This window comes from Mailhella massiliensis (genome assembly GCF_020741395.1).
Classification (GTDB): domain Bacteria; phylum Desulfobacterota; class Desulfovibrionia; order Desulfovibrionales; family Desulfovibrionaceae; genus Mailhella; species Mailhella massiliensis_A.
In genome coordinates this window covers 1-12,924 of sequence record NZ_DYZA01000024.1, presented here as the reverse complement: position 1 = coordinate 12,924, position 12,924 = coordinate 1, and the positions used below count along the sequence as shown (strand labels likewise).

The window sequence follows — 12,924 nt, the reverse complement described above, 5'->3', positions numbered from 1 at the left end:
CATGACGCTCGCGCTGCTTCTCATCATCCCGCTTCTGGCCGGGCTTCTCATGTTCCTTCCCGGGGCATGGCCGCGCCGGGGCCTGCTCACGGCCACGGCCTTTTCCCACCTCGCCCTTTCCTGCCTCACCCTGCGCGCCGTGCTGAACGACGAAAAGCCCTCGGCGCTGTTCGGCCTGCTCCAGCCCGACGCTCTCGGCGTGGTCTTTCTCATGCTCGCCTCCGTGCTTTTCACCGCCGCCTCGGTGTACGCCGTAGGCTACCTCAGGGAGGAGGAGAAAAAACACGTCAAGCGCGACATTCAGAAGGGCCAGCTCTTCACCAACGCGCCGGAAACGCGCTTCCTCTCCTGCCTGTGCTTCTTCGTGGCCGCCATGACGCTCGTCACCGCCACGGCCAACCTCGGCGCACTGTGGGTGGGCATAGAGATCACCACCCTGGCCTCGGCCCCGCTCATCTATTTCCACCGGCACCAGAGCTCCATGGAAGCCACCTGGAAATACCTCATGATCTGCTCCGTGGGCATCGCCCTTGCGCTGCTCGGCAACATCCTCATGAGCGTGGCCTTCCACAACCCCGCCGCCCCTGCGGCCGAGGGCATGGACCAGCTCTCCGCCTTCATGGCAAGGGCGCGCGAGGTGCAGGGCACGGGCCGCGCGCTCTGGCTCAAGGCCGCCTTCATCTTCCTTCTCGTGGGCTACGGCACCAAAATGGGCCTCGCCCCCATGCACACCTGGCTGCCGGACGCGCACAGCCAGGCCCCCTCCATGGTCTCGGGCATGCTCTCGGGCGCGCTGCTCAACTGCGCCCTGCTCGGCATACTGCGCGGCCATCAGATCATGCGCGCCGCCGGTCTCGGCGACTTCAGCGGCGGCCTTCTCGTATTCTTCGGCCTCTTTTCCATGGTCACGGCCGCCGTGTTCATCGTGGGACAGGGGCACTACAAGCGCCTTCTCGCCTATTCCAGCGTGGAGCACATGGGCATACTCGCCCTGGCCTTCGGCGTGGGCGGCGGCGCGCTCTTCGGCGGCATGCTGCACGCCGTGTGCCATTCCCTCACGAAATGCATGCTCTTTCTCGTGGCGGGCAACATCCTCACCCGCTACCACACCCTCTCAAGCTACGACGTGCGCGGCCTCCGGCAGGACATGCCCCTTTCCGGCGCACTGTGGACGGCGGGCTTCCTCGCCATTGTCGGTTCCCCGCCCTTCGGGCTTTTCATCAGTGAATTCACCATCCTGAAGGGAATCTTCGCCCACGGCGGCCTCACGGTGGCCTTTGTCTACCTCGCCGCGCTGGCCGTCATCTTCGTGGGTATGTCCATCCCCGTGCTGCGCATGGCCCAGGGCACGCCCCCGCGCGACGTGCCCATGGACTACCATGAATCCCTCTTCAGCGTGCTTCCGCCCGCCGCACTCTGCCTCATGGTGCTCTGCCTCGGCCTCTATGTGCCGGACTGGCTTGTGGAAACGCTCAACCGCGCCGCCGCGCTTCTGGGGGCCTGATGTTCCACTATCAAGAATCCATCGCCTGGGCCGATATCCCCGTCCTTCCCATGGAAGAGCTCTGCCGCTCCGTTGCCGGCCGCTGCCGCAAAGGCTGGCGCATCCTGGCCTTCTTCGGCCTGCCGGGCAGGGAAGGCACGGAACTTGTCTGCATCCTTGCCGACGCCTCGACGCGCCTTCTCGACGCCGTGCGCGCCCTGCCGGGGAAACGCTACGACGCCCTCACCCCCTCCTGCCCGCAGGCGCATCTCTTCGAGAGGGAAATCTTCGAGGCCTGGGGCGTGCAGCCCCTGGGGCACCCCTGGCTCAAGCCCGTGCGCTACCGCCCGCAGGAAGGGAGCAGCCGCGCCCTGCGCCCCGGCCCGGCGGAAACCTCCTATTACCGCGTGGACGGGCCGGAAGTGCACGAAGTGGCCGTGGGCCCGGTGCATGCGGGCGTCATAGAACCCGGGCATTTCCGCTTCCAGTGCTACGGTGAAAACGTCATGCACCTGGAAATCCAGCTCGGCTTCCAGCACCGCGACGTGGAGCACCTCATCCTGCACAGCCCGGAAAAGCTTGTTCTGCCCCTCATGGAAAACATTGCGGGAGATACGGCCATAGGCCACGCCACGGCGTACTGCACCGTGCTTGAGCGGCTCGCCTCCGTGAAGCCCACGAAAAGGGCACAGCGCATCCGCCGCCTGGCGCTGGAGCTTGAGCGGCTCGCCAACCATACCCGCGACCTCGGGGCCATAGGCGGCGATACGGGCTTCCTGCCCACCTCGGCATGGAACGGCCGCATTACCGGCGACTTTCTCAACATCACCTCCGAGCTGTGCGGAAGCCGCTTCGGCCGCAACCTGCTCTGCCCGGGCGGCGTGAAGTGGGATGTTGATTCCGTGCTCGGCGAAGCGCTGGCAAAGCGCGTACGCGCCGCCTACCGCGACGCGAGAGGAAGCGTGGACGTGATGCTGGAAAGCTCCGGCGTGCTCGCCCGGCTCACGGGCACGGGCACTGTCTCCTTTGAGGACGCCCGCGCCCTCGGCCTTGTGGGCTTGGCCGCCCGCGCCTCGGGCGTGGATATGGACGCCCGCATGGACTGGCCCCTTTCCGGCCTGGAACAGGGAGCGCTCAAAAAACGCATGCGCACCACCGGCGACGTGCTCGCCCGCACCCTCATCCGCAGCAACGAGCTGGACGATTCCGCCGCTTCCGCCGAAGCCGACCTGCATGTTCTTGCCGCTACCAGCGGGGAGGAAGGCTGCCGCACGCCCATGCCCTCCCTCCTCCCGGAAGGCCGCCTCGCCGTGGCCCAGGTGGAAGGCTGGCGCGGGGAAATCTGCCATGTGGGCATCACCGGGGAAAACGGCCGCTTCCTGGCCTACAAGGTGGTGGATCCCTCCTTCCACAACTGGACGGGCCTCGCCATGGCCCTCCGCGATGAGCAGATTTCCGACTTCCCGCTGTGCAACAAGAGCTTCAATCTGTCCTACTGCGGGCACGACCTGTAAGGAATACGCCATGCTGAACATCATCAGAGAACGCCTCCATCAGGGCTACCGCACGCTGGATTATCCCTTCACCCTGCCTTCCATAAGCCCGCGCTTCGCCGGGCTCCCCTCCCTCACCCCCACAAGCTGCAAGGCATGCAAAAGCCGCGCCTGCCTTGCCGCCTGCCCCACGGGCGCAATGCGTATCCTGCCTTCCGGGCCGGAACTCGACATGGGCCGCTGCCTCTTCTGCCGCGCCTGTGAAAACGCCTGCCCGGAAAAGAAAATCACCTTCACCCACGAACACCGCATCGCCGCATACAGCCGCGAGGCCCTCATCGTGCGCGGCCCCGCGCCGGAAGATATCTGTACCCCCGGCATACGCAAAACCCCGGGCGAACAAAAACGCGACCTCTCCCTCTTCGGCCGCTCCCTCAAACTGCGCGAAGTGAGCGCCGGCGGCTGCATGGCCTGCGAGGACGACGTGAACGTGCTCGGTACCCTCATCTACGACCTCGGCCGCTTCGGCATAGAATACGCCGCCTCCCCCAGACACGCCGACGGCATCCTCGTCACCGGACCCGTCACCGAAAACATGCGTAAGGCCCTGCTCGATACCTGGGAAGCCGTGCCCGAACCCAAAATCGTCATAGCCGTCGGTACCTGCGCCATTTCCGGCGGTACCTTCCGGGGAAGCCGCGAAGGCTGCGGCGGCGTGGAATCCGTCCTCCCCGAAGGCTCGGTCGATATCTACGTCCCCGGCTGCCCCCCCAACCCCTGGTCCATCCTCGACGGCTTACTCTCCGTGGCCTGGAAAAAACGCAGAGCCCGGTAAAAGGCGGGGCCCCACCTGCCTTTCCTACTTCCCGGCCTTCCGCGTTACGATAAGGGATGCCCCGACGACGAGGGCGATAGCGGCCCACTGGCGGAGGGAGAGGGCTTCGCCGAGCAGGATGAGGCCGAAGAGTGCGGCGGCTGCGGGTTCAAGGCTCATGAGCACGCCGTAGGCCTGGGGGGGAACGAGGCGCAGGGCCACGATTTCGAGGGCATAGGGGAGAGCCGAGGCGGTAAGGCCCACGAAGAGGGCGAGGGGGAGGACTTCGGCGAGGGAAGCGGGCATGAAGGGGGCCGCGCCGCGCACGGCGAGGGCCCAGGGCAGGGCCGCGAAGGAGCCTGCGAGCATGCCCCAGGCGGCGGCGCTCATGCCCACGCCCCCGGCCCTGCGGCCGAAGACGATATAGCCCGCCCAGCCTGCGGCAGCGCCGAGGGCGAAGAGGAGGCCCGCGAGGTCGATGCCGCCTTCCATGCCGCTTTCGGGCAGGATGAGGATCATGCCGGCCACGGCCATGGCCATGCCCGCGAAGTCGGCCCATCGGCGGGAGGAGCACACGGCCACGAGGAGCGGGCCGGAGAACTCCACGGCCACGGCGATGCCGAGGGGAAGGCGCGCAATGGCCTGGTAGAAGCATCCGTTCATGAAGGCCATGGCAAGGCCGTAGACCACCACGTTTTTCCATTCCTTTCCGCGCGGCATGTGTTTCCACGGGCGGAGGACGGCGAAGAGAATGAGGGTTGCGGCGACAAGGCGCAGCGCCACGGCCGCTTCCGGCCCCACGGAAGCGAAGAGGAACCTGGCGGAGGCGGAGCCGAGCTGGGTGGAGGTGATGGACACAAGCAGCATGGCGACGCCCGTGCCGACGCCCCGGGAAGAAAAGTCCTTCCCCGCCATGTTACCTTCCCGCTTCCGGCTCCACATGGATGACGATCTGCCCGAGCTCCGGGAGGCGCGCGCGGATATCGGCCTCAAGGCGTGTGGCGAGGCTGTGGCCTTCGCCCACGGTGGACGCGCAGGAGCGGCAGTGGAAGGTGACGGAAGTGCCCTCCTCGCCGGTGTGGACATGGAGGTGATGGGCGTCGTGCAGGGGGGAAGCGGCGAGGGCCTCTTCCACGGCCTGCGTGACTTTTTCCAGGCTCACCGGGGCCGAGCCTCTTGCCCGGCTGCCCCGGGGCTCCATGTGGGAAACTACATAGACCGCGCCCACACGCTTTCTCAGGTCGCCTTCATAGGCCGTCACCTTGGCGTGGGCCTCGGCGAGGGGCATGTCGTCGGGAAGCTCGATATGCACTTCCACATGCATGCCGTCTTCCTGCACCACGAGACGCAGGTTGTGGATCATGAGCCTGTGCACGGCGGCGAGGCGGTAGGAGGTGGCGTAGAAGTCGCGGCGGTTTTCCTCTTCCGGCTCCACATGCACGGTAGTTTCGGCGTCGGGCAGCACGCCGCGCACGATGTTTTCCAGCATGGTGCTCACCTCATGGGCCGTGTCCACGCGGAAGCTGGAAGGGGCGGAGACCACAAGATCCACGAAATGCCGCGCCCCGCTCTCGCGCACGCGCACGCTTCTGGCCGCATAGGCCGGGGCCCCGGAGGCCAGGGCCGCGCGCACACGGCGGGCCTCTTCGCCCATGCCGCCGTCCATGAGCGTGAGCACGGCGTTGCGCGCCATGTGCCAGCTCACCATGAGCACGATGCCCGCCACGCCCAGGGCGGCCACGGCGTCGGCCCGGGTAAGGACGGTATGGAGCAGGGAATCCGGCTCCACAAAGGCCGCGAGGGCCACACAGACAAGGCCCGCGAGCACCACGGCGGAAGACCAGATATCGGTGGTGAAGTGCATGGCGTCCGCCTCAAGGGCCTGGGACCTGTGCTCCCGCGCCACGCGGCGGAGCATGGCGGAGCGGCTGATATCCACGGCAAGGGAAATAATCACCACGGCAAAGGCCCACCAGGAAGGCTCCACCGGCCCGGCGCCGAAAAAGAGCCGCTCCACGGCCTCCATGACTATCCATGCGCACGTTACGATGAGCAGGGCCGTTTCCGCAAGCGCGGCGAGGCTTTCGGCCTTGCCGTGGCCGTAGGGATGGCGCTCGTCCGCAGGCCGGGCGGAAATGCGCACGGCAAGGCAGGTGATGCCTGCGGCCACAAAATCCAGCGTACTGTGCAAAGCCTCGGAAAGAAGGCCTAGGCTGTTGGTGGAAAGGCCCGCCGCCAGCTTGATGACGGTGAGAAGCGCCGACCAGAGCACCGAAGAGAAGGCGGCCTTTTTCTTGGCGGCATCGGCCAGGGCGGCCTGCTCTTCGGCCAGGCGCTCAAGCCTTTGCCCTTCCTCTTCGACGCTTTCCGCCCCGGAAAGGGCCGCCTGCTGCAACTTGTCGTTATCCATAATCCTTCACCTTTTTCTCTCCCGCCGCTTCCGGGGTGCGGAGCGCCCTTTTTTCCGGCGGGCTTTCCGTTTTAATAGGGGGGGGAAGCGGAGTCAAGCCGGGCGCGAGTTGCCATGAACCGGTAAAACGGCTATCCTTGCCCCGTTCTCTTCCCGGCCCCGGCAGGCGGCCTGCCGGGAGGCGCGAACCGGAAGAAAACGCCCTTTTATGCGCCGAATCCGCCGGGGAGAGGGCAAAGATCCGCCCTGTTACGCGCCCCGGCGCACCTTTAATCCAAGGAGTCTTCCCATGCCCAAACATATCCTCATCACCGGCGCGACCTCCGGCTTCGGCCTCGCCACCGCGCGCCTTTTCGCCTCCGAAGGCTGGCTCGTTTCCGGCACCGGCCGCCGCGCCGACAGGCTGGAAGCCCTGCGCGAGGAGCTCGGCGAGGCCTTCCTGCCCCTTCCGCTGGACATGCGCGACAAAGATGCCGTCATGGAAAAGCTGGGCAATCTGCCCGGCGAGCGCCACGACGTGGACGTGCTGCTCAACAACGCGGGCGCGGCCCTCGGCCTGGAACCTGCGCAGGAATGCAGCCTGGACGACTGGGATACCATGGTGGACACCAACATCAAGGGCCTGCTCTACGCCACGCGCGCGGTGCTGCCCGGCATGGTGAAGAGAAATTGCGGCCATATCGTCATGCTCGGCTCCATTGCGGGCAATTATCCCTACGCGGGCGGCAACGTGTACTGCGGCTCCAAGGCCTTTGTGAAGCAGTTCAGCCTCTCCCTCAGGGCCGACCTTCTGGGCACGAAGGTGCATGTCACCAACATCGAGCCCGGCCTTGCGGAAAGCGAGTTCTCCATCGTGCGCTTCCACGGCGACACGGAGCGCGCCGCTTCCGTGTATGAGGGCACGAGCCCCATCACCCCCGAGGATATTGCGGAAACCGTGTTCTGGGTCACGCATCGCCCGGCGCACATCAACATCAACCGCGTGGAAGTCATGCCCATCTGCCAGTGCCCCAGCGGGCCGCTGGTGAAAAAGGGCATGTAATTCCGGCCGGGCGCTTCCTTACCCTTTCCGGGCAGGCGGTTGCCCCTTCCGTCGGAACAAAGCCCGGGAAAGAAGCTCCCCGCGGGGAAAACGCCGTATCACGGATGAACACGGATTTCCTCTGCGGGGAAAAACGCGCCCCCTTACCGCAGAACGTCCTTCCGGCCCTCCTCCCCGGGGAGGAGGGCCCTTTTCCGCCCTGCTCCTTTTTCTACCTCAACCCGCCCCTTCCGGGGCGGCCGACGCTTTTCAAGGACGCCCATGGAAGAAACCTTTTCCGAAATCTGGCTCCCCCACTATGTTTCCTATGGCGAAACCGACGCCATGGGCGTAGTGTACTACGCGGAATACATTCACTTTTTCGAGCGCGCCCGCGGCGCTTTGTGCCGCGAGGCAGGCATAGGCTACGGCAAAATAGAGGAATCGGGCTTCATGCTGCCCGTGAGGGAAGTGGAATGTCGCTACCGCTCGCCCGCGCATTACGACGAGCTTCTGCAGATACACGCGCACATTACGGAATGGCGGCGGGCCTCGGTGCGCTTCCAGTATGAGATTTATAATGAAGACCGCACGAAACTGCTCTGCGAAGGCATGACGCTGCACGCCGTGGTCAATAAGGAAGGCCGCCCCGTGGCCGTGCCCGCATGGATCAAGGACACGCTCTCCCGCCCGAAAAATGACGCTCAGGGGGAAAAGGCCTGAGGCGGCACGCGCTTTCGGGCCTGTTTCGGCAAAAGGCGGGAGCAGCCTGCCTGCAAAAGCCCCTCACGGCCAAAAGTTCAAGCGCTGCTTCAATTTCTGGCCGGATAGGCAGAGGCGCTGCCGCCATGTCCGCCGAAGATGCGGCAAAAACGCCGGGATGCGCCCGGCGCATGCCCCTTGCCCCACAAGCCTGCCTGAACCCCACGGCCCCGAAAAGAGCTCCGGCGGGCCGAAGCTGCGGCAGGGCACGCCCCGCGCCCCGAAGAGTTCCGGTAAGTCCGGCCCATTCCCCGCGCACGGCACTTCCCGACAGACGCCCCCTTTCCGGGTGGAGAGGGGGCGTTTTTCGCCTCTCACGGCGTTCCGGGCCCGGACATGCGCCCGGCCCTTCTCTCTTTGCTCTTTTTTGTTCCCCGGAAGGCGGCTTTTCCTGCGCGGAAGGCCGCCTTTTCCCGTTGCGCGCCCGGCTTTGTATTGCCTGTGCCGCTGTTTTCCTGTATATTGCCTCGCAGGCAAAACATCACCTTTTCACTTTTCCGCGAGGCAGCTATGAAACGTCTTTCCTGCATCCTTGCCGCTCTCGCCGTGCTGTGCATGGCGGCCGGCGCCCAGGCGAAATCCTACGTCAACGGCATCGACGCCAACTATCCTCCTTTCGCCTACGTCGGCGAAGACGGCAAGCCCGCCGGCTTCGACGTGGATTCCATGGACTGGATCGCCAAGACCATGGGCTTTGAAATCACCCATCAGCCCATGGACTGGGACGGCATCATCCCCGCGCTCATGAACAAGAAGATCGACATGGTCTGCTCCGGCATGAGCATTTCCCCCGAGCGCGCGGCCGTGGTGGCCTTCTCCGAACCTTACTACACCATCCAGAAAGTCATTCTCGTCCCCGCCGGCTCCTCCCTTACTGCCGAGCAGGCAATCAAGGGCAAGACCAAGCTCGGCGTGCAGCGCGGCACCAACGAACATGAGCTACTCGAAACCCGGAAGGTGGAAGAAAAGCTCCAGTATGAACTGCGCTTCTACGACTCCGCGCCCCTTGCCGTGGAAGACCTTCTGAACGGCCGCATTGAAGCCATAGCCATGGACAGCGCCCCCGCCAACGACGCCATAAACAAGGGCAAGGCCGTGAAGATCGCGGGTACCTTTGCCGACGACGACCTCTTCGGCGTGGCCATACGCAAGGACGACAAGGAACTTCTCGACCTCGTGAACGAAGGCTACCGCAAGCTGAAGGCCGACCCGTACTGGAAGGAACTCCAGGCCAAGTACCTCACCAAGTAATACGCCTGCGTCAAGGAGGCCCTCCCGGCCTCCTTTTTCGCGCCTTTTTTCCGGCAGGGCCGGACGAAGCTTCGCCCGGCGCCGCCCGGCCCCGTCAATCCCGCCAGGATAAACCGTGCATATCCTATCCACCATCATCGAAGCTTTCCCCTATATCCTTGAAGGGACGCTGGTCACCATCGTTCTCGTCGCAGGCGCGCTTTCCCTGGGCTTCTGCCTCGGCGTGCCCATGGCTGTGGTGCAGGTCTACGCTCCCCGGCCCGCCGCCATGCTGGTGGGCTTCTACGTATGGTTTTTCCGGGGCGTACCCGTGCTTTTGCTGCTCTTTCTCTTTTATTACGGGCTGTTCGGCCTCATAGGGCTGGATATCGGCACCATCGGGGCCTCATGCATCGTGCTCGGCATGACCAGCGCGGCCTACCAGTCCCAGATATTCCGCGGCTCCATCCTTTCCCTGCCTTCGGGGCAGTTCAAGGCGGGCAAGGCCCTCGGCCTGACCAAAGGCCAGACCATACGGCACGTCATACTGCCGCAGGCGCTCAGGCTCTCCATTCCCGGCTGGTCCAACGAATATTCCATCCTGCTCAAGGACTCGGCCATGTGCTTTGCCCTGGGCACGCCGGAAATCATGGCCCGCACCCATTTCGTGGCCTCGCGCACCTATGAGCACCTGCCGCTCTACATTACCGCCGGCCTCATCTACTTCGCCATAACCATGGCGGGCGTGACTCTGCTCCGCCGCCTCGAACACAAAGCCCGCATCCCCGGTTACAACAGCGCCGGCATGTAGTGTGGAACGCATCATGAACGCCCAGAACGACACTCCCATTCTCCGCGCGGAACATTTCTCCAAATCCCTCACCGGCCGCAAGATTCTCGACGACTGTTCCATCAGCATGAGCCCCGGCGACGTGAAGGTGCTCATCGGCCCTTCCGGCGCGGGCAAGAGCACCTTTCTGCAGTGCATCAACTGCCTTCTGGAGCCGGACGAAGGGGAAATCTGGCTCGGAGAGCGCCGCATCGACTTCAAGAACACGAAGGAACTTTACGAGCTGCGCCAGCACGTCGGCATGATCTTTCAGGATTTCAACCTGTTCGACCACCTTTCGGCGGAGCACAACGTGGCGCTTGCGCTGCGCAAGGTGCGCGGCCTCACCAAGGCGGACGCCCTTGCCCGCGCCCATGAGGAACTGGCCCGCGTGGGCCTTGCGGACAAGGCGAAGCTCTACCCCGCCCAGCTTTCCGGCGGGCAGAAGCAGCGCGTGGCCATAGCCCGCGCCCTGGCCATGGATCCGACCATACTCCTGCTCGACGAACCCACCTCCGCGCTGGACCCGGAACTCGTGGGCGAAGTGCTCACCGTCATCCGCGACCTCGCGGCCCGCGGCATGCCCATGATCATGGTCACGCATCAGATGGAATTCGCCCGCGCCGTGGCCACGGAAATCCTTTTCATGGAAGGGGGGCGCGTCATAGAACAGGGCTCGCCGGAAGAGCTGCTCGCCCCGGGCGCGCAGACGCGCACGCAGGATTTCTGCACCCGCCTCTTCGAGCTGTGCGGGGAATCTCCGGCGCAGGAAGGCTAGCCATGGTGCAATTTCTCGATTTCGACTTTCTCACCGGCCGCGTCATGCCCTATCTCGACAGGGGCCTTGTCATGAGCCTTCAGCTCATCATTCCCGCCGCGCTCATCGGCGGATTCATCGGCGTCGTCATGGGGGTGCTGCGCGTGTTCGGCTCCCCGTGGGTGCGCCGCACCACCGACTCCGTGGTGGCCGTGATCCGCGGCGTGCCGCTCACGGTGCAGCTCATGGTGCTCTATTTCGGCCTGCCCAGCGTGCCCGGGCTCAAGATCTACCTTTCGCCCTACGCGGCCGCGCTCATCGGCTTCATCGTGTGCACGGCCTCCTACCAGTCGGAATATGTACGCGGCGCGCTGCTTTCCATCCGTCAGGGGCAGATACGGGCGGCCCAGGCCCTCGGCATGACGCGCTGGCAGACCATCCTTTCCGTGGTGGTGCCGCAGGCCGTACGGCGCGCCCTGCCCGGCTGCGGCAACGAGATCATCTACCTTGTGAAATACTCATCCCTCGCCTACATCGTGACCTGCATCGAGCTCACAGGGGAAGCCAAGGTGCTCGTCTCGCGCACGTTCCGGCCCACGGAAGTATACCTTGTGGCGGCCTGCTACTACCTCGTCATGGTGAGCGCGGCGACGTACCTTCTGGCAAAGCTGGAAAAGAAGCTCTCCATACCCGGCTTCGGCGCGCAGAAGTAACCCGGGCCTTGAGCTTCTTCGCCCCATGCGCTAACCTTTTCTTTTCACGGCAGAAAGCCGGCAACTTCTACCCTGACGACGCATGACTTCTCTCGACCATATCCGCAACTTTTCCATCATCGCCCACATCGACCACGGCAAATCCACCCTGGCCGACCGCATCCTCGAATACACCGGCGTGGTCAGCGCCCGCGAAGCCCGCGACCAGTACCTCGACAGGATGGATCTGGAGCGCGAGCGCGGCATCACCATCAAGGCGCAGACGGTGCGCATCCCCTACACCGACAAGGACGGGGAAAAATACATCCTGAACCTCATCGACACTCCCGGCCATGTGGACTTCGGCTATGAGGTCTCGCGCTCGCTCGCGGCCTGCGACGGCGCGCTGCTCGTGGTGGACGCCACGCAGGGCGTGGAAGCGCAGACGCTCGCCAACGTGTACATGGCCCTCGACCACGACCATGAGATCATCCCCATCCTGAACAAGATAGACCTGCCGAGCGCCGACCCTGACCGCGTGCGCAAGGAGATAGAAGACAGCATCGGCCTCGACTGCACCGACTCCGTGGATGTGTCCGCCAAGACCGGGCTCAACATCGACAAGGTGCTCGACGCCATTGTGCATCGCCTGCCCGCGCCGGAAGGCTCTCCCGACGCGCCGCTCAAGGCGCTGATCTTCGATTCCTGGTACGACAGCTATCAGGGCGTGGTGGTGCTCTTCCGCATCATGGACGGGACTCTCAGGCTCGGCGACGTGATCCACCTCATGGCAGGCAACCGCGACTACGAAGTGGTGCGCCTCGGCGTGTTCTCGCCCAACGCCATAGACGTGCAGAGCCTCGCCGCAGGCGAAGTGGGCTTTCTGTGCGCCAACATCAAGGAGCTCGGCCATGCCCGTGTGGGCGATACCATCACCCTGCGCGACAACCCGGCCGATGAGCCCGTGCCCGGCTTCAAGGAAGTGAAGCCCATGGTCTTCTGCGGGCTCTACCCCACTGAGGCCGCAGACTACGAAAACCTCAAGACCGCGCTGGAAAAACTCCAGCTCAACGACGCGGCCTTCTCCTACGAGCCGGAAACTTCCACGGCGCTGGGCTTCGGCTTCCGCTGCGGCTTCCTCGGCCTGCTGCACATGGAAATCATCCAGGAAAGGCTGGAGCGCGAATTTCAGGTGGAGCTCATCGCCACGGCCCCTTCCGTCATCTACAAGGTGGATACCACCGACGGCAAGACCCTCACCATCGACAACCCGGCCAAGTTCCCCGACGGCTCCAAGGTCAAGGCCCTCTATGAGCCCTATGTGAGCATGGATATCCACGTCCCCACCGAATATGTGGGCAACGTGCTCAAGCTCTGCGAGGAAAAGCGCGGCATACAGAAGAACCTCGGCTTCATCACCACCAACCGCGCCG

At 64.6% G+C, this 12,924-nt stretch carries 12 protein-coding genes; 10 read left to right on the top strand and 2 right to left on the bottom strand.

Features of this window, described 5'->3' with window-relative positions:
* Position 1 precedes the first annotated feature (1 nt).
* The 3 genes from K8W16_RS01225 to K8W16_RS01215 are packed head-to-tail and all read left to right on the top strand — an operon-like array spanning position 2 to position 3,811.
* The gene (locus K8W16_RS01225; protein WP_304120452.1) at positions 2-1,504 is read left to right on the top strand and encodes a proton-conducting transporter membrane subunit; all 1,503 of its coding nucleotides are present in this window, start codon (positions 2-4) and stop codon (positions 1,502-1,504) included.
* Positions 1,504-2,997 (top strand): hydrogenase, encoded by a 1,494-nt coding sequence (locus K8W16_RS01220; RefSeq protein ID WP_304120451.1) that lies wholly within the window; start codon positions 1,504-1,506, stop codon positions 2,995-2,997. The genes K8W16_RS01225 and K8W16_RS01220 overlap by 1 nt, the downstream gene beginning before the upstream one ends.
* Positions 2,998-3,007: 10 nt before the next feature.
* The gene (locus K8W16_RS01215; protein ID WP_304120450.1) at positions 3,008-3,811 is read left to right on the top strand and encodes a 4Fe-4S dicluster domain-containing protein; all 804 of its coding nucleotides are present in this window, start codon (positions 3,008-3,010) and stop codon (positions 3,809-3,811) included.
* A gap of 24 nt (positions 3,812-3,835) precedes the next feature.
* Here K8W16_RS01215 and K8W16_RS01210 read toward each other — a convergent pair whose 3' ends face one another.
* Both K8W16_RS01210 and K8W16_RS01205 read right to left on the bottom strand, forming a co-directional pair.
* Positions 3,836-4,705 (bottom strand): DMT family transporter, encoded by an 870-nt coding sequence (locus tag K8W16_RS01210; protein ID WP_304120449.1) that lies wholly within the window; start codon positions 4,703-4,705, stop codon positions 3,836-3,838.
* Between the two features lies 1 nt (position 4,706).
* A complete protein-coding gene (locus K8W16_RS01205) occupies positions 4,707-6,200 on the bottom strand; it encodes a cation diffusion facilitator family transporter (protein ID WP_304120447.1) in 1,494 nt (497 codons plus the stop codon).
* A 289-nt stretch (positions 6,201-6,489) separates the two neighbouring features.
* On the opposite strand from K8W16_RS01205, the gene K8W16_RS01200 reads away from it, so the two are divergent.
* The 7 genes from K8W16_RS01200 to lepA form a co-directional block, all read left to right on the top strand.
* Complete coding sequence (locus tag K8W16_RS01200) at positions 6,490-7,242, top strand: SDR family oxidoreductase (protein ID WP_304120445.1); 753 nt, start codon at positions 6,490-6,492, stop codon at positions 7,240-7,242.
* A gap of 261 nt (positions 7,243-7,503) precedes the next feature.
* The gene (locus tag K8W16_RS01195) at positions 7,504-7,944 is read left to right on the top strand and encodes a thioesterase family protein (RefSeq protein ID WP_304120443.1); all 441 of its coding nucleotides are present in this window, start codon (positions 7,504-7,506) and stop codon (positions 7,942-7,944) included.
* Positions 7,945-8,493: 549 nt separating this feature from the next.
* Entirely contained in the window at positions 8,494-9,234 is a 741-nt protein-coding gene (locus K8W16_RS01190; protein ID WP_304120442.1) for an ABC transporter substrate-binding protein, read from the top strand.
* Positions 9,235-9,349: 115 nt separating this feature from the next.
* A complete protein-coding gene (locus K8W16_RS01185) occupies positions 9,350-10,024 on the top strand; it encodes an amino acid ABC transporter permease (protein WP_304120440.1) in 675 nt (224 codons plus the stop codon).
* Between the two features lie 13 nt (positions 10,025-10,037).
* Positions 10,038-10,820 (top strand): amino acid ABC transporter ATP-binding protein, encoded by a 783-nt coding sequence (locus K8W16_RS01180; RefSeq protein ID WP_304120438.1) that lies wholly within the window; start codon positions 10,038-10,040, stop codon positions 10,818-10,820.
* A gap of 2 nt (positions 10,821-10,822) precedes the next feature.
* Complete coding sequence (locus tag K8W16_RS01175) at positions 10,823-11,512, top strand: amino acid ABC transporter permease (RefSeq protein WP_304120436.1); 690 nt, start codon at positions 10,823-10,825, stop codon at positions 11,510-11,512.
* Between the two features lie 82 nt (positions 11,513-11,594).
* A partial coding sequence (gene lepA, locus K8W16_RS01170; RefSeq protein ID WP_304120435.1) for a translation elongation factor 4 occupies positions 11,595-12,924 on the top strand: 1,330 nt, incomplete at its 3' end.